Consider the following 18350-nt stretch of genomic DNA (forward strand, 5'->3'; position numbering starts at 1 on the left):
CAAGCATGAACATCATTTCCGGATACCTCCGCCAAGCAGGCACGGCCATAAGGTTCCTTTTGCTCGCGACAATAGTGCTGGGGCTGCTCTACCCCCTCGCCGTCTTCGGCGCAGGACAGCTCGCCGCACCGTTCCAAGCCAACGGTTCAATAGTGAAGGACTCCTCCGGGCAGGCTGCGGCGTCCGCGCTGATCGTCCAAGCCGCCGCAGATGACGCAGGAACGCAGGACCCGCAGTGGTTTCACGTACGGCCCTCAGCGGTGGGTTGGGACCCGGCAACGTCCTTGGCCAGCAACCTGGGGCCCAACGAGGCCAAACTCCTGGAGACCGTAACCACCAACCGCGCAACAGTTGCGGCATCCGAGGGCGTCAGCCCTGAGGAGGTTCCAGCCGATGCCGTGACGTCCAGCGGCTCAGGACTGGACCCGCACATCTCCAAGGACTACGCCAACCTCCAAGTACCACGGGTTGCCCAGGCCCATGGGCTGGAAACCCGGGACGTCCAGGAACTGGTGGACAAGCAAACCAGCAGTGGTCTTGAGGCTTTCCTCAGCCAGCCCTCAGTGAACGTCACGTTGCTGAATCTGGATGTCGCCAGCCTGGCTGCACACCGGAACTAGCTACCTTTTCAGAGTGGAAGAATGAGCACATGGCGCGGGCAACACTGAGGATCTTTCTGGGGGCTGCACCCGGTGTCGGCAAAACCTACGCCATGCTCGAAGAAGCTCACAGATTGTTGGGCCGGGGCGAGGACGTGGTGGTGGCATTTGCCATGCACCACGGACGCTCCGACACCCTGGCCCTCACTCACGGACTGGAAACCCTGCCGCCGCGGGTCATCGAGTACCGAGGAAGCGCTTTTGAGGAAATGGACCTCGACGCGGTCCTGGCCCGGCGCCCCCACACAGCGATAGTGGATGAATATGCCCACACGAACATTCCGGGCAGCCGCAACGAAAAACGCTGGCAGGATATTGAAGAACTGTTGAGGGCAGGCATCAATGTCCTGTCAACGGTGAACGTGCAGCACCTCGCTTCATTGGGCGATGTGGTCAGCGCCATTACCGAAGTGAAACAGGCCGAAACAGTCCCCGACGAAGTTGTGCGCCTCGCCGACCAGATCCACCTGGTGGACATCTCACCGGAACTGCTTCGGCAGAGGCTCGGTGACGGCAAGATCTACGCAGCAGAGAAGATCGACGCCGCCCTGTCCAACTACTTCCGGGTGGGCAACCTGACGGCGTTGCGCGAACTGGCGTTGCTGTGGCTCGCGGACCGTGTGGATGAAGGACTCACGCGGTACCGGGCCGAGAACCAAATTGAGGAAAGCTGGCCCGCCCGGGAACGCATTGTCATTGGCCTCACCGGCGGCGCCGAAGGCGAAGTGCTCATCAGACGGGCGGCCCGGATCCTCAAGAGGGTAAACGGCGGCGATCTTCTGGCCGTCCACGTCCGGGCTGCAGATGGTGTGGCTGCCGAATCCCCCCATGATCTGGAAGCCCAACGAACCTTGATCAAGGACCTCGGCGGGAGTTACCACACAGTGTCCGGTGAGGACCCCGCCAAGGCGTTGCTCGACTTCGCCCGCAGTGTGAACGCCACCCAGATTGTGGTGGGAGTATCCCGCCACAAGCTCCTGTCCAGTTTCCTGAAGGGTGGCGTTGGAAGCCGCGTGGTCAGGGGCTCCGGCGATATTGATGTGCACATGGTTTCCCATCCGCTGGGAGGGCGCGGGATAGAACGCACCCGGAAGCGCGACCTTGGCCGCGTGCGGGTAGCCGTGGGATTTGCCATGGCCCTGGTGGTGCCGGTGCTGCTGCAACTGTTGCTGGCAGTGGCACCGTCTCACAACATTGCCACGGCGGTGCTCATACAGCTCACCGGATCCGTTGCCGTCGCCTTGATCGGCGGCCTTTGGCCCGCGCTGCTGGGTGCACTCTGGAGCAGCTTCCTGGTGAACTACTTCTCCATTCCACCGCTTGGCACGTTGACCATCAACGACCCCCAAAACCTACTGGCCCTCCTGGTGTTTGCCGGAGTCTCCTCCGCTGTGGCCGTGGTGGTGGACCTCTCCGCCCGGCGATCGAAAGAAGCCGCACGGGCCCGGTCCGAAGCGGCGACACTCGGGGATCTCACCCGCGGAGCGTCCACCGCGGAAGACCCCGTGCAAGGTCTCTTGGAACAGGCATTGGACGTTTTCCAGGTGCGGACCGCTGCTTTGTACCTTGCTGCGGAGAGGACCCAGCCCTCCTCATCCTCCTCTTCCTCGGGCGGCGGCGGCGGTGGCGCTTGGCAGCTGGTGGCATCGGCAGGCGAGCCACAGGTTGACCCCGACGATACCGAGAACATAGAGCAGTTTGACGGCAACACCCGCCTTGTCCTCACCGGCAGGGTCCTTCCCGCCAGTGACCGCCGGCTCCTGGGCGCTTTCGGTGCACACCTCTCAGCGCTGCTTGAACGCCGGCAACTTGCAGCCACCCGCCGTGAAATGATGCGCCTGGCCGAGAGCAACACCATGCGGACATCCATCCTGCGGGCCGTGTCCCATGATCTGCGAACTCCGCTGGCCGGCATCAAACTCGCAGTGGGAGGCCTTCGCCAACCAGGTGTTCAGTACACCGAACAGGAAGAAGAGGAGCTGCTGGCCACCATTGATGAATGTTCGGACCGCTTGGACGGGCTGGTAGGCAATCTGCTGGACATGTCCCGCATCACCTCAGACTCCGTGAATGCCCTCATCAAACCCATCCGCTGGTACGACGTCATTCCCGCTGCCCTGCACGGCATCCCGCCCGGCAGGGTCAGGGTGGACCTGCCACCGAACATGCCCGCCGTGGACGCCGACGCCGGCATGCTGGAACGAGTCATCGCCAACATTGCGGAAAACGCGGTGAAGTACGCCCCCGACTCCGACATTGTGATTGTGGGTGCCGCCGGCGGTCTCAGCACTACCACTCTGGCCGGCAGGCCAGCCAGCGAACTCCGCATCATCGATCACGGCCAAGGTGTACCCGCGGCCAATGTGCTCAAAATGTTCCAACCCTTCCAAAGGCTCGACGACGTGCCGGCAGCCACGGGCGTAGGTTTAGGACTCGCTGTGGCACAAGGCTTTACCGAAGCCATGGGCGGGACACTCACCGCGGAAGAAACGCCTGGCGGCGGGCTGACCATGCTGGTCAGGCTGCCCCTTTCAACGGGTCCCGCCCTCGATGTGCCGCAACGCTTCACAGCCCCTGGAATTCCTGCCCTGCCTGCCCCGAAAGGCCTCGAGTGAACACCATCCTGGTAGTGGACGATGACCCCCACATCGTCAGGGCACTCGCCATCACGTTGAAGGGCCAGGGGTACACGGTGGTCACTGCAACTGACGGGCAATCGGCACTTCACTCAGCGGCGCAACGGCCCGTTTCGGTGATGATCCTGGACCTGGGGCTACCGGATATGGACGGCAAAGCTGTCATTTCTGCTCTGCGCGAGTGGAGCTCCGTACCCGTTCTTGTCTTATCAGCCAGACACGGATCCAGCGACAAGGTGGAGGCCTTGGACGCTGGAGCTGACGACTACATCACCAAGCCCTTCGGACTGGATGAACTCCTGGCGCGACTCCGGGCGTTGCTGCGTCGCAGGAACGACTCCAGCGAGGAAGTCACCCTGGTGACAACCAGCTCCTTCACCGTGGATCTGGACAAGAGACAAATCACCAAGTCGGGCGTGGATGTTCGAATGACCCCGACGGAGTGGAACATTCTGGACATCCTGCTCAGGAATCCGGACAAGCTCATTACCCAGCAGCAGCTCCTCACAGAGGTGTGGGGACCGGCCTACGCAAAGGAAGCGAACTATCTCCGTGTTTATATGGCGCAGCTCAGACGCAAACTCGAGACAGAGCCGGGCAACCCGCGGCATCTGATCACCGAGCCGGGCATGGGCTACAGGTTCGTTCCGTAGCTGGTTTGTCGCGTAGCCGGTTTGTCCCGTAGTCGGCGGCAGCAGCGCCGTCGTTATTCCTTTTCCTTTTCGGCCGCCGCCTTCAGGTCTGCCGCGAATTGGGTGAAGCTGGCGTCGAAGGACGGAATCTTCGATGCAAAGAGCGGAAAGATGGGACCGCCGATCTTCTCGGCCATCTCAAAGATGGACCGACCGTCGTTGGTCTCCGTGATGCTGTAAGTCCTGGTTCCAAGAGCATCGCCCCAGGCGAGCTTTATTGGGGCTTGGAACTCTTTGACCTTGAGTGAGAAGGTACGGCTGGGATCCAGCGTGGACACCAGTTTGATTTTCGAGCCCGGCGCAATCTCGCCCTCCACCGAAACCACCGTGGAGTTCCACGCGGGATAGCCTTTGGCATCCGTGAGAAGCCGCCAGATAGTGGACTGCGGCGAATCAATGGTGGTGGAAACCCGGGTTTCACGGCTGAAAGTTTTGCTAATTGTGGTGGCAGTACCGTCAGGTGTTTCAGACATTTCCGACTCCTTAACCCGCAAGATGCGTTGTTGCTTTTGATGCTACAGCGGCGCTGCTACATTGAAAGCCATGACTTGGGGGCTCAGGAAGTTCGGCGCTGTGATCGTGACCGGCGCTTTGTTGGGTGGCTCTGTGGGCGGTTGTGCCGGGCCGCAGCCGGGCACTTCAGTTACTCCCCTCCCGGTGTGCGAGCCCACGCCTCCGGTGGTACCCAAAGACGGGATTCTTGCCGGGGTGAATCTTGACTGGGAGCACGAGACTTTGGAGCAATATGCGGCCAATCTGGGTCGCCGACCGGCTGTTACGGTCACCTTCACCGACTTTCCGATGTCAGACACCGACCAAAAGAACGTCAACGCGGCCTTCGAACAGATCCGCGCCAACGGTGGAACCATGCTCCTCACTTTGGAGCCCAAGCAGGGTTTGGCTTCAGTAACTTCAGAGAAGGCTGAGGAACTGGCCTCCATGCTGGCCCGCTTCAACGGCGCAGGGGTTCCGGTGATCGTAAGGTTCGCTCACGAGATGAACGGCTCTTGGTACGCCTGGGGTCAGCAACCGGCCGCGTATGTAGCTGCTTATCAGCGGATGGCTGACGCGGTGCACTCCCAAGCCGCAGGCAGCGCCATGATGTGGGCACCGAACTATGGCGGCGGTTATCCCTTTAGCGGCGGCCAGTATGAAGCCGTGGCCGGATCCCCTGACTTCGCAGCTCTGGATACTGACAAGGACGGGGCCATCACGGGAGCGGACGATCCCTACGCGCCCTACTACCCCGGCGACGACGCAGTGGACTGGGTTGGCATGTCCCTCTACCACTGGGGCAACACGTATCCGTGGGGTGCAAACGTCATCCCCGAGCCAGGCAAATTCCTTCAGCAGCTCACCGGCACCTACAACGGCGCCGGCGGAAACGATCTGGCAATCCCCGACTTCTATGCCGACTACGGAACTGCTCGGAACAAGCCCGTGGCCATTCCCGAAACTGCAGCACTCACAGTGGCACCCGGCGAGGGCGCCGCAGTCCTGGCCATCAAGGAGGCTTGGTGGGGCCAGCTGTTCGACCCCTCCATCCCGCGGGATTACCCTGCCCTGAAAATGATCAACTGGTTCGAGTGGGACAAGAACGAGGTTGAGGTCAAGGCCACCGTTGACTGGACAGCAACCAAGGACCCGCAGGTTCGGGAGGCCTACACCGCAGCGCTCCCGGACTGGTTCACCTTCGCCGAGGCCCCTGCGAAGTGCTCACCCGCCGAAAGCGCGGCTTCCTGAGCTACGGCCAGAGGTTCTGTGCGCGGGCAGCAGCAGTACTGAAGTTACTTCCGTCAATCGCAACGGAGCACTCCTCGATGCCGAGCCCCTTCCACTGCGCCAGCAACCGCAATTCTCCGTCAGCCGGCAAGGACCACAGCCAGAGGCTGCCTGAGGCCGAGACTTCGTCGTCGTTGCCGCTGCCCCCGCCACCGCGGAACGTCAGCGCCGGAGCTGCGGGCTCCTTGTCATGATTCACGGGTCCACCAGGGCCAAAAATGCCCGTCCTGGCACTCGTTTCATCCGGTAGCTGGACACCAAACAGCAACTGCAGGTCCGCGCTGGTGGGCCCCATACCAGGACCGTGCTGGAAGACCGACGCGTGAAGAGTGGTCCACTCTTCGTCGCTCTCCTCACCCCGACGAATGATCCACGCCAGCTGGAACGAACAACCCGTGGTGTAAATTTCAGCGCTCTTGACTACCAGAACGCGAGTAGGGCTGCGATACAGGAACTGCCCTACAGGCAACACAGAGGGCAGCTCGTCCTGCGGCGGCCCAATCCACGGCGGGGGTACGAACTTCGCGTTCTTGCCGCGTTCCATGGGCTCGGGCTTGGGAAAGCCATCGAAGAAGTTCATGCCGTGTCCTCAGTTCGCTGATGCGACCGACCAGCTGAGCGGCGACGACAACTCGCACGGGATCCCCCAATCCGTCTTGACCCGCACAGTCTAGCCCCGCCCACATGGAGCGGCTCAAACCCCTTCAGGTATGGTGGCGACGACGAAGAAGCCACAAACCGTTGGGGGCGGTATGACTCTGGGACAAATTATTGCGGTGGCTATAGTGCTCACCGCTGTCTGCCTGCTCTTGCTGATAGCGATACTGGTCCTTACACATTTGGTGAGGAGTACAAGGAAATCCCTGCCGCTGCATGACAATGACTATGTCAAGTCTGAACTCATGGAAGAAGAGAAGGCCCGGACGAAACTGCGAACTAAGCTGACTGGCTGGTTTCTAGCGATGCTGACAATCACGGTCATCTACCTCGGATACTACGGGCCCGTCCTCTTGTTTGCCGCGATGCTTCCCAAACGGCCCTAAGCAGCGGCTTTGCCGGGCCTTATGCAGAGGACTCGTGACGTCCACCTGAGCATGACCGCTGACGCCAGCCAGCCGCCGTCGACGCGTGGCTTTTCAGGCCACGTTAGGACTTGTCACGGCGGGGAACCGGCTGGGGCGGGACGGCAGGGTCCGACGCCGGTATACAGAACCTCAATGAGTCGCCCCACGTTGGGTTAACGACGCAGTACAGGGGCACCTTTTCGCCGCCGACGTGGAGAATGACGTCGTCGATGCCGTATTTAGAGTCGTTGAAAGTCAGCCCCACCTTGCCGTCCGGCGAGGTACAGCTGTAGGCAACATTCCACGGGCTCAAGTCCTCGCAGGGTTTGAGTTCCCTGGATACGCCATCCGCGTCCACATACTCCCAAGTCCTGTCCGTAAGCTCACCCACCTGAATGGCAGAGTTTGGAACGGACCGGGCATAGTCACGGGTGAATGGTCTTTCATAACAGCCCGCGGCTGTGAGCGTTAGCAACGCAAGCAGGGCGAAGCCTATTTTCGTTCCACGACGCATTCCGGTGTCCCCCAAAGGCACGTTTGAATTAGTGATCTGCGGGTATGTCTACCCGGCCGGTGGAGCCAGGTTTCGGTGAACCCCGCAGCTTGCGGAGCTGCGTCGCATGGTATTCCTGACGGGACAGCGTGACCGCATAGAACGTGAAGGCACCAGCCAGAGCGGTCAGGAAAAGCGCTCCCCACATCGGACCCTGACCTTGCCCCAACGGAGCCAGCAACAACACCACCGAAAAGACGGTAAGTATCGCGGCAACCACCGCGAGAATGCCCATCCCCCACCACGTGCTGACCTGCGCCTGACCACCGCCGGGTGTGAAGCCGATTTCGTCCGCCGGGTAGCTGTGTAATTCGCCGGTGTTGGTGTTGCGGAGAACGCGCTTCTCCCCTGCTGCTACCGCCGCCTTATGCTCGGCGTACACGGCGTCATTGCGCCGCTCGACGTCTGAATACATGGTCCGTTTCTTCCTTGATTCCTTATGAGGGTGTCACAGCACGACCGGGTTCGCCGCGATCAGCCATATCAGGGCTAACAGAGGTAACCCGGCGAGAATCGGGCCGCCCACCAGAATCCAGCTGGTGCCCGGGTACCGGCGGTAGCCGTTGCCACGCAGCTTGGTGGCCCACAAAACGGCATAGATAATGCTGGCGAGCACGTACGGGATTGCTAGCCAGAATAATCCGAAGCCCAACCAGAGTACGGCCTCCAGGATGCCCACCCCACCCGCGCTGGAACCGGACGTGGCCACAACTATTAGAAGCAGCAACAGGAGCACCAGAAGTCCGGCACCAATCAGCAAACCTGACCGAAATGTCCTTGCCCACGCAGGCAGCGGCGGAACCTCCACCGGTCCGGGTTGAGGCGGAACATAGTTAGGAGGAGATGGGTTCTGAGGTTGCACGGTGCTCTCTTCCTGGCCGGTTTGCTGGGTGGTCCGGAGGCCTCAAACAGATCCCCCACTGAGTTTGTGCAGTCAAGTTAGTAAATCACTTACCGGGGCGGTCGCAGAACTTTCTCCGGGCAGTTCAGCCCATTGCGCCGCCCCTTTTCACCCCATCCGCGCAGGTGTAAAGCTTTTTCAAAAGAATTCTTGTAACTGGTGTAATCAAGGGCCTCCTGCCGGAAACAAGAGGTATGAGCACAAGAACTGCTCGATCACTCCGTGGGGGAAGGAACCCAAAATGAAGTACCGCCGATCCGGACATGCCAAGTACGCCACTCTCGCAACGTTGACCTTGGCACTCACGCTCGCCGCCTGCGCACCGTCCACCCCGGTCGCCAGTAATTCATTCACCACCGCAGCGGAAGAAACCAGCAACTTGGTCCAGCTCCCCGCAGCCCCACTGGAAGAAGCACTCGCTGCCCCGGCATCCGAACACAGCCCCTCTGCGCAACTCAGCCAGACTGAGGTCGCTCTTCCCCTATCCGAAGTTCCTGTTGCGATCACTCCCGTGCAGGAAGTAAATGTTGAGGCCCCGGCAGCACCGACCACTCCCGCCGTGTCCGCTGAACCAGTTGTTCCTGCTCCACCCGCTGTTCCCGCGCCGCCGGTTACTCCGGCACCGCAGGCAACCGTTCCGCCGTCGACCGTTCCTCCCGCTGTACCCGAAATAACGCCGGTAACACCAGCGGTACCGTCAACCCCACACGTCTCGCCCGACTACCCGCAGATCGGCTTGTACACATTCCCGGACGGGCACATCTCCTTCCTGCTGCCGGCGGGCTGGACCGCGCAAACCGAGCAACTGCCCTTCGACTTGAACGGTAAGCACTACGAAACAGCCATAGCGCACATCCATGACGAAACGGGCGCTGAGGTTGCGCAGATCACCAGCGGTATTTATGGCGGCGTGGTGGGCGGGCCCGTGAACCGCACCATCCTGGACTCTCAGCCATTGACCGGCTTCAATAGCCGACACGGAGCCTCGCACTTTGCCTTCTTCAAGGACGAATACCCCTTTGACACCGAATACACCCGCTACTTCATGGGTGTGGTGACAGATGACTTAATGACTGAGGGCCCTGACAGCACCTCCGCCAGCAGTTTTTTGATCATGGGCAACGGCGCAGCCCAAGCCACTGCCAACATCGAAGTTTCCATGACACCCGAAAGCGCCGCGGCCTGGATGGAAACCGAGCAGTACAGCAAGCTCAAGGCCCTCCTGACGAGCCTCGAATACGCGGAATAGTTGGTCAGTCATGGAACTTTTCGACGCACACACCGTAGTAATGTCCGCTGTCCTGCTGGTTCACATAGTTGGCGTGATGATCGTTGCAGTCTCAGCAGTTGTGCTGATGACATCATCGTTTGCCGTCGCGTTGGCAGTGCGCGGAGTCAGAGCCACTTGGGCACTGCTCGGAACCCGGGTAGCTGAGACGAAGCCAATGCCGGCAGGTTCAGTCCTTGTCCAATTGCAGCTGCCCCAGCCGCCAGTTGATGATCTCCCGAAGGAGATCGATGGGAAGTGGAGCGCTGTGGCGTAGCTGAACAAGGTGGTCCGTGGTTCCATATTCGCTCAGCTGTGCCGAGAAATGCGCCATCGCGTCCGGAGTCGGATAGAACCCGATGTGCTTCTTTGCTGCAGTAAAGAAGAACAACGGCTCAGTGCCGAGTTTGAAGGTGGGCATGCGCCAACTGATCGACTCTTCAGCTGCATCCGGCACAGCCGAGCGGATCAGATCGTACACGGTCACCAATCGTTGCCGGACGTCACCGTCGAACTGTTCGATGTACTCGCTGATGGAATCCGCTGTCATGTGATCTCCCCTTATCGCCGCAAGGCCGATCCTATTACAGCCGCTGGCAGGCGATCCGTCAGCGTATCTCTGAACAGGACCAAGCGCTCGTATAGATATCAGTGAACTGGACGCTGCATTGCGGGGCCGGTCTTCAACCAGCCCCGCAATGCCGGGTGAGAGATCTCCGTACTTGATTTCCTAAATCTATATAGCTAGATTAACGCCATGGAATCCTTGGGACGCGTCACACCAGCCACCGCACTGGTCCTTGAATCCCTACTGTCGGCCACTAAGGTGTGGGGGCTTCAAATAGTGAAGGACACTGCCAAGAAGCCGGGCACCGTGTATCCCATCTTGGAGCGTCTCGAAGCGGCCGGCTGGGTCAAAGGCGAATGGGAGACGACCGAAGAACGGAAGGGGCCGCGTCGCCGCTACTACCGTCTGGTTTCCGAGGCCCGCCCTCTGGCGCATGAGTATGTCAGGGCGCAGCAGTCAAAGAACGCTCCCGCGCAGCGGCCATCGCAGACAGGCAAGGGCGCATGGAACCCGGCATGAAATTCAGGGAGTCCGTCCTAGCCGTTTGCGTGGCACTAACGGCCGCCCGTTTCAGGTCGCTGCGTGAAGAGCAATGGAGAGCGGACCTTCGAGATGGCCCTGAAATGGGCATCCCGGTATCAGCTCTGCTCTTCGGAGCAATACGCTCGTCAGTCACGTCCAGGATCCATGAGGTGCTACTCCGTTGCCGCACGTTGCTGCAACGATTTACAAAGGGGGAAAACATGAAACTCGCACTCGGAGCGTTAGGGACGGCCGTGGCGCTGGCTGCGCTTATAGCCGTCGGCGTCCAAGGAAACGGTACAGGCGCGAATGACGGCTCCTTAGCTAGATCCCCCATCGAAGATCGCATTGTTGGAGGATATGAGGGCTGGTGGAGTTCGACTCCGCTGGACGGAAGCCCGATAGGTCCAGACGAGACGGTGGCAGTAAATACCACCAGCGGAGAGATTGTGGACTACTTCAATCGGGCGAAGGCGTCCGCCGGGGAGCAAATGACCGCCGCGGATTCCACCTTCAATGTGACTCCAGACCCTGACTGGCCCGCAAATTCCGTGGTCATCATCGACACAGCCACGGGACATGTCATCGAGGACTTTCCAGTGGACGAAAAGGGCTGGCCCAAACTTACGGATGAAAGTGGCTACTCCGGATAGATTTCCATCCATTCACAGACCTGCTCGACGACCAACTGGTCACTAACCTCGCAGTGCAGTACCCGGCAGATGGCTGAAATAGGCATGAAAGACTGCTCCAATGGGACTTCATGTGCGGGAGTGGGGCCTGGGAGAGCGCGCAGTAATCCTGCTCCACGGAATGATGGGTTCGTCTGAAAGCTGGTGGCGAGTGGGGCCAGCCCTCGCTGCGCATGGATATCGCGTGCTCGCGATGGACCTCCCTGGGCACGGCCACTCGCCACGGGATCTCCGACTCACAGTGGAACGAGCGGCTGAAGCTGTGGTGGCCACGGCAAACCTGCGCGATGCACTCAAACCTTCGCTTGCCATGGGGCACTCCTTCGGCGGGCTCGTCCTATCTGCGGCACTGATTCGACGCCGGGACGGCGGCAGCACTCTCGGCGGCACCAGGCGGATCATGGCCGGCCCCTGCGGGCACCCTCGTTATTCGTGCACGGCCCAGCAATTTCGTTTCGGACGAGGACGCTAATGCCATGCGTCAAAGAGGCGTTATTGTGCACGACATTCCTGGTGCCTCCCACGCAGTCTGGTACAGCCATTTCGACGAATTCATGGATCTGCTGCCCGACTGAAGCAACCTAAAAGAGCCTTAATTCCTTGGCACCTTTCAAGCAGGCCCTAGCCGATGACGAGCAGGTCGCCGACCTCGCATTCAAGTACCCGGCAGATGGCTGCCAAGGTGGAGAACCGGATAGCCCTCGCCCTGTCATTTTTCAGGACGGAGAGGTTCGCGAGAGTAACCCCTACCTCCCGGCTCAAGTCTGTCAGCGTCATACCCCGCTGATCCAGAAGCTCATCGAGCCGGCAGTGAATCATGTCCTCGTCGGATTGTTTGGCCGGAGCCATCGCTACACCAGCCCCTCGGTGTCGCGCTGCAGTTGAGCACCCTTCGCGAACACAGCGGCCAGGAGCAGGAGCGCTATGCCCAAGACCACTGGCAGGAGGTCCACGCTGAAGACAATGTAGTAATCGAGATTGCCCTTGCCAAGTGGACTCTCGACGGTGAGCACATTGTCCAAGCTCTCTACGATCAAGAGTTTGCTGAATCCCTGAAGAATCGGAACGACCACCCCGATGAGGACAAGCACGCCACCCATGATGGAGATAGAACGGGTTAGTGTCGGTGCGAACGGCACTCCCCGCAGCAAACGCCAGCACAGCATGATCACGGCGGCACACACCAGCAGAGTGGTTAGCTGCCCGAGGATCGCGGCTGCGGTGTTCAGGACCAGCGCGCCTCCAGGAAGGTCATGGAGGACGAGATCGATATTGCCTCCATGGAGAACCTGCTGAACCTTCGGGCCAAGGACGCTGGGACCGGACGGATCTGTCCTGCTGAAGCCCAAACCGGGCAACGTCACAGTGGTCACCCCAGTGATCGCGTAACCAACCGTGGAGACAAGCCGAAGGATCGCCGCCACAGCCACTCCACAGGCGGCTATCAGTAAGAGCCAGAGCCCCACCTTCGCCGCAACGTTCACCGATGTTTTGGCAGAAAATGCAGTTTTCACGCGCCCACTCCTTATCGTTTACCAATATATTGATAAACGATAACATGTCAGCTTGCCGCATGTCCTTGGAATCGGAAAGTCCGCATCGAATACGCTGATCCAAACGCCAGCTGCCTAGAAGCACTGGAACTTCATGCGCTGAAACCTCAAGGAGTCCTGTGACTACCCACATCCCCTGGAACCGCGGCGAATGGACCAACCAGCCAGCCGCCGTCGTCGAGCAGGAAGGTGACCTCCATGTAACTGCGGCCGAAAGCAGCGACGCTTGGCGCGTCACGTCCTACGGTTTCATCCACGACACCGAGCACGCGCTGCTCGCCCCATTCCCGCAGGACAGCGCCATGGAGGTTGAGTTCACGGCCGCGTTCTCCCAACAGTTCGACCAAGCGGGCATCTTCGTCCGCATCAGCGCCGAGCATTGGATCAAGGCTGGCGTGGAATTCGCCGACGGCGCCGCTCAACTGGGCGCGGTGGTTACGGACCGCTTCTCTGACTGGTCCTTGGCGCCTGTCCCTGAATGGAACGGCGGCCGGGTTCGCATGCGGGTCAGCCGCGCCGGTGACGCCCTCACCATCCGGGCCGCGTCCGGCATCAACGAACTCCAGCTCGTAAGGGTAGTGCCGTTGGCACCTGATGTTGTGGCCGCCGCCGGCCCTTTCACCTGTGCACCAACGCGCTCAGGGCTGACGGTCCCCTTCCACTCCTGGCTAGCTACGGCGCCGGATATCCAGCTCCACTGAGGCCGCCAAGCCTGGCAAGCTTGCGGGCTTCACCGTTCATGAGATTATGGAGTTTCCTGCAGCCTGCCATTGGCAGTGCTGCGACTCAGTTGGCTCCATAACAAGCCTATGGGGGGCACATCACGGTGGAAGATACTGCAAGTCTTTGGCGCACTGACCCTACGACGTTCCGCGACGTGGTGATCAACCGCCAAGCCTTGGAAGCTGCGCTGGAAGGCGACTGTCCCCCCGTGGAACGGATCAGGTACCTGGCATTGCTCGGCCGGGACGCCGAAGCTCTGGACCATGGCTTCAAGCTGCTGCCAAACTCGCCTGAACGTCGGGAGCTGCTGCTGGTACTGGCCCAAATCCATCAGCGCCAGTACCGCTGGCATGACGCCGCCGTGCTCCACGAAAAAGCCTTGCGAACAGTCCGGTCACCCGAAGAGGAAGCCTACGTTCGTCACCACATTGGCCGGCGCCTTTTCGACGAAGCCCGCTTCCGAGCCGCCGCCGATGAGTTTCAATGGGCAGCAGACCTCTACCGTGTGGCCGAGCAGCCCGAACTCGCCGAAGAAAACCGCCAAGCCATGCGCCACGCCCTGCACGTTCACAGTGCCGATCAAGGCGCGGGACGCCCGGCGTACGAGCTCTCCTAGACTGCGGGAATACGGAGCGAAGTCCCGGAGTTACTAAGTGCGCAAACAGCAACACACCGCACTTTTACAAGGGGGTTTCACCACCATGGCCACCGACTACGACCCTCCCCGGGTCCTGACGGAGGAAGAACAGGCACTGCCTCTGGCCGAGCTATCACCGGCTAGGGCAACTGCACTCACGGACATCATCGACCTTGACGAAGCAGCGCTTGCGGATGCCTTCGAGCTTCCCGGCGCTGATCTCTCCGGCGAAGAACTCCAAGTTGAGATCATCCCCATCCAGAACGACGAGTTCACCTGCATGTCCTGCTTCCTGGTCCACCACCGCAGCCAACTCGCCCGGGAAACCAACGGACAGAAATACTGCACTGAGTGTGAGAGCTAGGGAGCACCACACGCCGGAACGCTGTTGGCGAGTTCCGCCGTCGCGCCCTTCTGCGAGCCGGTCCGCCGGCCGGTAGTCCCGTTACCTACCCAGGCCTGATGTAGCCTGATAAGGAAGCTGACTATCTGTGAAAGCCTGGGGAGCCTGAATGCCTGATATGGACCGATGGCCAACAAGCCGGCTGCTGTCCACGGCGGCGCGGCTTGTGGAATTGGCATGGAATGACAGATTGCGCCCTTTGGGGTTGACCTACCCGGCGGTGCTGACCCTTGACGCCGTTGCTACGGGAGGACCCATCACGCCCGGCGATCTTGCCCGTAGCGTCCGCGTTCAAGCCCAAACCATGGGCCCGCTGCTCACCAGATTGGAAGCGCGCGGGTACATCCTCCGTCAACCCAATCGTTTCGACCGCCGCAGCCAGTTGATATCCATAACTGACTCGGGCCTGACGCTACTGGAACAATCGCACCGCCAGGAGAACAACGTACTGTCGGTCATTAATCTGGACTCCGAGGGGCTCCGCGAAGACCTGCTGGCAATCGTGAGCCACACAAATTTCAACTAAAGGCTAGCCCACCCTGCGTGGACGAAGTCCGTCAAGCAAGGCAGTATGGAGTTATCCGCTGATGAAGTCCGGCGTTCCAAGGGGAAAATTTTCTCCCCACCAAACCGGGCTACCCACACCTAGGGTGATGCCCGGACAAGCAAAAGGGCATCATGAGTGAACTTCAAATAGGCGACAGCCTGCCTGTGGACCTTCTGAGTTTCAGGGCAGCAGAGTGTCTTGTTTCAACAACAACATCCGGTTCAGAAGACGTGTGCGTCCTGGATGCAGGCCACACCGGTAATCATTTGGCCGCGGGTGCAGACATGGTGGTTCGGGCCGCCTGGAGCTAGACCAATCAACTGCAGGCTAGCGACCCGGCCTGGCTGAGTCGCTAGCCCTGCAGCCCTACGTCCCGCAGAAGGTCCGGTACGGGCCGAAGCTCTCCGGTGCGGGCTCGGCGTACATCTCCAAACCGGGACGTTCGCTGAACGGGTCAGAAACTGCGGCCAGCAGCCGTTCGGTTGGGCCAGTATCCCCCTCAGTCGCTGCAGCAAGAGCTTCCTCCACCAAGTGGTTGCGCGGAATGTATATCGGGTTGACCCGGTCCATGGCATCGGCATCCGGGGCGACTTCCCGCCACCGTTCCAACCATGAATCGAACGCGGCCAAATCCAGGATCTGACGGCGTGCAGGTTCAGCTTCCCCTCGCGCAGCTTTGCCAAGGCTCCGGAAGAACGAGGTGTAGTCCGCTCGGGCCTCCTGCACCAGCTGAAGGAGGTCATCCACCAAAGGTGAGGCGACGGCGTCGTCGATTTCCTCAGGCAAACCCAGCTTGGCCTTCATGCCGTTGAACCAGGTGGCGCTGTACTCCTTGCGGAATCCATTGAGGGCCTCAACGGCAAGTGCCACCGCCTGCTCCTCATCCTCGTGGATCAAGACCGCGATTGATTCGGCGAAACGGGCAAGGTTCCACTCCGCTATCAACGGCTGGTTACGGTAGGCGTAGCGTCCCATTTCATCGATGGAGCTGTACACCGCACCGGGATCAAAGCCCTCCATAAACGCGCAGGGACCGTAATCGATGGTCTCACCCGACACTGTCATGTTGTCCGTGTTCATGACGCCGTGCACGAATCCCACCAGCATCCACTGCGCCAGAAGTCTCGCCTGGACGGAAATGACGCCCTTCAGCAGTGCAAGGTGACGGTTGCTTTCACCGGCCGACGACGGATGGTGGCGTTCGATCGCATGGTCAGCCAGGCGGCGGAGCAGATCCAAGTCATTGCTGGCCCTGGCATATTGGAAACTACCCACCCTTAGGTGACTGCTGGCCACCCGGGTCAGGACAGCCCCCGGCAGGAGAGTTTCCCGCTGAACCTGGCGTCCTGTGGCCACAACCGCAAGGGATCGGGTGGTGGGAACGTTCAGTGCGTACATCGACTCACTGACGATGTACTCGCGCAGCATGGGCCCCACTGCGGCCAGGCCATCACCGTTCCGGGCAAACGGCGTCCGCCCCGAGCCCTTCAGATGGACATCAAGGAGCTTCCCGTCAGCGCCTGCAATCTCACCCAACAAGAGGGCGCGCCCGTCCCCCAAACGCGGAGAATAAAAGCCGAACTGGTGACCCGAATAGCCTTGGGCCACAGGTGTAGCCTCCTCCGGGACGGCATTTCCGATCAGCAGCCGCACGCCCTCCGGGCTCCGAAGAAAATCAGGATCAAAACCAAGCTCGACGGCGAGTGGCTGGTTGAGCACCAGAAGCTGCGGGTCCGGGGCTTCCTCCGCCCGCCAAGGAATGGCCATCTCCGGGAGCACCCGGGCGAAACGTCCCTCAAAGGCGACCGTGGAATGCGCGACTTCACTCATCTCTCAAGGATATAGATGCTGTTCCCAGCGCGAAATGATGGTCCATCCCCGGCTAGCATGTGAACCACTGCCTTTTGGCGGGAGATCAACTGGGGGCGGTTTCCGCCAAAGAGTTAGGCAATACGTGGGGTCATTTGCGCAAGCGCGCCGATTTACAGCAACAAGCAGATTCAAAGCAACAAGGGGTTGGGCCGTTGGGCTCGCAGCTACATCTTTGCTCGCATTCTTGGGCGGCATGGCCCTCTTCTTCAGTAACACCTTCCATCTCCCATGGACAGGCCCTGCCCGCATCATACTGACGGGATTCGTCGGCCCGCTCGCGGCGAGCCTTTCCGCCGTCGTGCTGTTGCGCCTGGCCAAGCGCGTCCCTGCCGGTCACGCCCTCTTCGTAGCAGTTACTGCTGTGCCAGCCTGGGCGCTGGCCGCGACGACTGCTGCAAGTTGGTCCGTTCGCTTCGACGAAGCCGATATGAATCAGGGCTTCAGCTGGTTCGGATCGTCCATGCTGCTGTTCATGATTCCGGGCTGGATGGCTGGGACCGCGTGCCTGGCTGTCCCGTTGTACTCCCTGCTGGCAAGCCGGCGTTCGCTTCCCATCCGTGTCACGCAAGCCGTTCTCCTGGCCTTACCCATGTCCCTTATGCTCGGGGCACTCATGGTGATGCCGCCTATGGCGGGAACGTTGGGAGCCATGGTGTTGCTGATCGTTGCCCTCCGGCAGGGAATGCCCGCTGTCCGGCCGAGCGTCGGGTCTTCGCGAGTGGTTCCCCGCCAAGTGGTTGCTCCGAACCTCCGAATTGTGGGCGGAGCGGCCCTGGCTTTGCTCGTAGTCGGGCTGGCATGTGCCGTCTTTGCCGTCACGGGAAGCAGTTGGGCACCCATGGTGACCGACTCAACCCACGCCATGAACCTCGGCTTGGCCTACGGCGCATTCGCCAGCATCCCCTTGCTGCTTCTTGCCGGGCGGGCGCTAGCGGCGCGGCTCGGCCCCACTATGCCGTGGCCTGTCCTTCTTGGATGTTCGGCCATGGGCGTTCAAGGGTTCGCGCAGCTCCTTGGAGCCGGGCACGTCTTGCAATGGAATGGCATCCTGATTGCGGCAACCCTCATGGGTTTCGCCATTGCACTGCCGTTGGGTCGGTGGGTGGCTGGCGGCCGATTTACGCGCATAGCTGTGGTCGCCCTGATGGGGCTTGCGGCTTCGGTCCTTGGGCTACCCCTGGTGATGATGTCCACTTTCCTTGCCCCGATTGGGTCTGCCGTCCTGCTCGTCTGGGCTTGGAAGGCCGGCAACGCGGGGCAACCTCGGCTCAGCTCCTGA

22 protein-coding genes are annotated in these 18350 nt (G+C 60.7%); 13 read left to right on the forward strand and 9 right to left on the reverse strand.

From position 1 onward, the window contains the following. Nucleotides 1–5 precede the first annotated feature (5 nt). From CQ020_RS01760 to CQ020_RS01770, 3 genes are read left to right on the forward strand one after another with little or no spacing between them, the layout of a single operon-like run. Nucleotides 6–620: a potassium-transporting ATPase subunit C gene (locus CQ020_RS01760; RefSeq protein WP_105690269.1), complete on the forward strand. Its 615-nt coding sequence runs from the start codon at nucleotides 6–8 to the stop codon at nucleotides 618–620. A gap of 29 nt (nucleotides 621–649) precedes the next feature. After that, nucleotides 650–3274, forward strand: coding sequence for a DUF4118 domain-containing protein (locus CQ020_RS01765; RefSeq protein WP_105690270.1), 2625 nt, complete (start codon nucleotides 650–652; stop codon nucleotides 3272–3274). Beyond that, nucleotides 3271–3948, forward strand: coding sequence for a response regulator (locus CQ020_RS01770; protein WP_105690271.1), 678 nt, complete (start codon nucleotides 3271–3273; stop codon nucleotides 3946–3948). Before CQ020_RS01765 ends, CQ020_RS01770 begins: the two co-directional genes overlap by 4 nt. A 53-nt stretch (nucleotides 3949–4001) precedes the next feature. On the opposite strand, the gene CQ020_RS01775 is transcribed toward CQ020_RS01770, so the two are convergent. After that, nucleotides 4002–4460: an SRPBCC domain-containing protein gene (locus CQ020_RS01775; protein ID WP_105690272.1), complete on the reverse strand. Its 459-nt coding sequence runs from the start codon at nucleotides 4458–4460 to the stop codon at nucleotides 4002–4004. A gap of 70 nt (nucleotides 4461–4530) precedes the next feature. Between CQ020_RS01775 and CQ020_RS01780 the strand changes: the two genes are divergently transcribed. Beyond that, nucleotides 4531–5730: a glycoside hydrolase family 26 protein gene (locus CQ020_RS01780; RefSeq protein ID WP_181151721.1), complete on the forward strand. Its 1200-nt coding sequence runs from the start codon at nucleotides 4531–4533 to the stop codon at nucleotides 5728–5730. Between the two features lies 1 nt (nucleotide 5731). Here CQ020_RS01780 and CQ020_RS01785 read toward each other — a convergent pair whose 3' ends face one another. The 4 genes from CQ020_RS01785 to CQ020_RS01805 form a co-directional block, all read right to left on the reverse strand. Further along, nucleotides 5732–6349, reverse strand: coding sequence for a hypothetical protein (locus CQ020_RS01785; RefSeq protein WP_105690273.1), 618 nt, complete (start codon nucleotides 6347–6349; stop codon nucleotides 5732–5734). A 566-nt stretch (nucleotides 6350–6915) separates the two neighbouring features. Continuing rightward, nucleotides 6916–7224, reverse strand: a complete 309-nt coding sequence (locus CQ020_RS01795) for a hypothetical protein (protein WP_146116590.1) — start codon at nucleotides 7222–7224, stop codon at nucleotides 6916–6918. Between the two features lie 151 nt (nucleotides 7225–7375). Then, complete coding sequence (locus CQ020_RS01800) at nucleotides 7376–7801, reverse strand: hypothetical protein (RefSeq protein WP_105690276.1); 426 nt, start codon at nucleotides 7799–7801, stop codon at nucleotides 7376–7378. A 33-nt stretch (nucleotides 7802–7834) separates the two neighbouring features. Beyond that, nucleotides 7835–8146 (reverse strand): hypothetical protein, encoded by a 312-nt coding sequence (locus CQ020_RS01805; RefSeq protein ID WP_258141668.1) that lies wholly within the window; start codon nucleotides 8144–8146, stop codon nucleotides 7835–7837. Between the two features lie 382 nt (nucleotides 8147–8528). On the opposite strand from CQ020_RS01805, the gene CQ020_RS01810 reads away from it, so the two are divergent. Next, a complete protein-coding gene (locus CQ020_RS01810; protein ID WP_258141669.1) occupies nucleotides 8529–9536 on the forward strand; it encodes an alanine and proline-rich secreted protein Apa in 1008 nt (335 codons plus the stop codon). A gap of 208 nt (nucleotides 9537–9744) precedes the next feature. Here the strand turns inward: CQ020_RS01810 and CQ020_RS01815 are convergent, their stop codons facing one another. Next, nucleotides 9745–10104 (reverse strand): iron chaperone, encoded by a 360-nt coding sequence (locus CQ020_RS01815; protein ID WP_105690278.1) that lies wholly within the window; start codon nucleotides 10102–10104, stop codon nucleotides 9745–9747. 207 nt (nucleotides 10105–10311) lie between these two features. Between CQ020_RS01815 and CQ020_RS01820 the strand changes: the two genes are divergently transcribed. The 3 genes from CQ020_RS01820 to CQ020_RS01830 all read left to right on the forward strand — a co-directional run bounded on the left by CQ020_RS01820 (nucleotide 10312) and on the right by CQ020_RS01830 (nucleotide 11808). Continuing rightward, nucleotides 10312–10641, forward strand: a complete 330-nt coding sequence (locus CQ020_RS01820) for a PadR family transcriptional regulator (protein WP_105690279.1) — start codon at nucleotides 10312–10314, stop codon at nucleotides 10639–10641. 224 nt (nucleotides 10642–10865) lie between these two features. Beyond that, nucleotides 10866–11297: a hypothetical protein gene (locus tag CQ020_RS01825; protein WP_146116589.1), complete on the forward strand. Its 432-nt coding sequence runs from the start codon at nucleotides 10866–10868 to the stop codon at nucleotides 11295–11297. A gap of 100 nt (nucleotides 11298–11397) precedes the next feature. Then, a complete protein-coding gene (locus tag CQ020_RS01830; RefSeq protein WP_105690281.1) occupies nucleotides 11398–11808 on the forward strand; it encodes an alpha/beta fold hydrolase in 411 nt (136 codons plus the stop codon). A gap of 149 nt (nucleotides 11809–11957) precedes the next feature. Here the strand turns inward: CQ020_RS01830 and CQ020_RS01835 are convergent, their stop codons facing one another. Further along, nucleotides 11958–12185: a helix-turn-helix transcriptional regulator gene (locus tag CQ020_RS01835; RefSeq protein ID WP_105690282.1), complete on the reverse strand. Its 228-nt coding sequence runs from the start codon at nucleotides 12183–12185 to the stop codon at nucleotides 11958–11960. Between the two features lie 2 nt (nucleotides 12186–12187). Next, nucleotides 12188–12850, reverse strand: coding sequence for a hypothetical protein (locus CQ020_RS01840; RefSeq protein WP_105690283.1), 663 nt, complete (start codon nucleotides 12848–12850; stop codon nucleotides 12188–12190). Nucleotides 12851–13008: 158 nt separating this feature from the next. Between CQ020_RS01840 and CQ020_RS01845 the strand changes: the two genes are divergently transcribed. From CQ020_RS01845 to CQ020_RS01860, 4 genes are all read left to right on the forward strand, one after another. Beyond that, nucleotides 13009–13590: a DUF1349 domain-containing protein gene (locus CQ020_RS01845; protein WP_105690284.1), complete on the forward strand. Its 582-nt coding sequence runs from the start codon at nucleotides 13009–13011 to the stop codon at nucleotides 13588–13590. A gap of 125 nt (nucleotides 13591–13715) precedes the next feature. After that, entirely contained in the window at nucleotides 13716–14228 is a 513-nt protein-coding gene (locus CQ020_RS01850; protein WP_105690285.1) for a hypothetical protein, read from the forward strand. Between the two features lie 85 nt (nucleotides 14229–14313). Beyond that, on the forward strand, nucleotides 14314–14613 hold the full coding sequence (locus CQ020_RS01855; protein WP_105690286.1) for a DUF4193 domain-containing protein: 300 nt from the start codon (nucleotides 14314–14316) through the stop codon (nucleotides 14611–14613). A gap of 148 nt (nucleotides 14614–14761) precedes the next feature. Beyond that, complete coding sequence (locus tag CQ020_RS01860) at nucleotides 14762–15178, forward strand: MarR family winged helix-turn-helix transcriptional regulator (protein WP_105690287.1); 417 nt, start codon at nucleotides 14762–14764, stop codon at nucleotides 15176–15178. 387 nt (nucleotides 15179–15565) lie between these two features. Here the strand turns inward: CQ020_RS01860 and CQ020_RS01870 are convergent, their stop codons facing one another. Continuing rightward, nucleotides 15566–17029 carry a YdiU family protein gene (locus CQ020_RS01870; RefSeq protein ID WP_105690288.1) on the reverse strand — a complete coding sequence of 488 codons (1464 nt, stop codon included), beginning with the start codon at nucleotides 17027–17029 and terminating at the stop codon, nucleotides 15566–15568. 235 nt (nucleotides 17030–17264) lie between these two features. Between CQ020_RS01870 and CQ020_RS01875 the strand changes: the two genes are divergently transcribed. Then, the gene (locus CQ020_RS01875) at nucleotides 17265–18350 is read left to right on the forward strand and encodes a hypothetical protein (RefSeq protein ID WP_258141670.1); all 1086 of its coding nucleotides are present in this window, start codon (nucleotides 17265–17267) and stop codon (nucleotides 18348–18350) included.

Origin of the sequence: Arthrobacter sp. MYb23 (assembly GCF_002979775.1) — a bacterium.
Lineage (GTDB): Bacteria > Actinomycetota > Actinomycetes > Actinomycetales > Micrococcaceae > Arthrobacter.

Coding starts and splice junctions, on each gene's coding strand:
- CQ020_RS01855 (WP_105690286.1), top strand. CDS start 14,314: ATGGCCACCGACTACGACCCTCCCCGGGTCCTGACGGAGGAAGAACAG.
- CQ020_RS01765 (WP_105690270.1), top strand. CDS start 650: ATGGCGCGGGCAACACTGAGGATCTTTCTGGGGGCTGCACCCGGTGTC.
- CQ020_RS01875 (WP_258141670.1), top strand. CDS start 17,265: ATGGCCCTCTTCTTCAGTAACACCTTCCATCTCCCATGGACAGGCCCT.
- CQ020_RS01825 (WP_146116589.1), top strand. CDS start 10,866: ATGAAACTCGCACTCGGAGCGTTAGGGACGGCCGTGGCGCTGGCTGCG.
- CQ020_RS01870 (WP_105690288.1), bottom strand. CDS start 17,029: ATGAGTGAAGTCGCGCATTCCACGGTCGCCTTTGAGGGACGTTTCGCC.
- CQ020_RS01815 (WP_105690278.1), bottom strand. CDS start 10,104: ATGACAGCGGATTCCATCAGCGAGTACATCGAACAGTTCGACGGTGAC.
- CQ020_RS01800 (WP_105690276.1), bottom strand. CDS start 7,801: ATGTATTCAGACGTCGAGCGGCGCAATGACGCCGTGTACGCCGAGCAT.
- CQ020_RS01760 (WP_105690269.1), top strand. CDS start 6: ATGAACATCATTTCCGGATACCTCCGCCAAGCAGGCACGGCCATAAGG.
- CQ020_RS01810 (WP_258141669.1), top strand. CDS start 8,529: ATGAAGTACCGCCGATCCGGACATGCCAAGTACGCCACTCTCGCAACG.
- CQ020_RS01775 (WP_105690272.1), bottom strand. CDS start 4,460: ATGTCTGAAACACCTGACGGTACTGCCACCACAATTAGCAAAACTTTC.
- CQ020_RS01820 (WP_105690279.1), top strand. CDS start 10,312: ATGGAATCCTTGGGACGCGTCACACCAGCCACCGCACTGGTCCTTGAA.
- CQ020_RS01835 (WP_105690282.1), bottom strand. CDS start 12,185: ATGGCTCCGGCCAAACAATCCGACGAGGACATGATTCACTGCCGGCTC.
- CQ020_RS01785 (WP_105690273.1), bottom strand. CDS start 6,349: ATGAACTTCTTCGATGGCTTTCCCAAGCCCGAGCCCATGGAACGCGGC.
- CQ020_RS01860 (WP_105690287.1), top strand. CDS start 14,762: ATGCCTGATATGGACCGATGGCCAACAAGCCGGCTGCTGTCCACGGCG.
- CQ020_RS01830 (WP_105690281.1), top strand. CDS start 11,398: ATGGGACTTCATGTGCGGGAGTGGGGCCTGGGAGAGCGCGCAGTAATC.
- CQ020_RS01780 (WP_181151721.1), top strand. CDS start 4,531: ATGACTTGGGGGCTCAGGAAGTTCGGCGCTGTGATCGTGACCGGCGCT.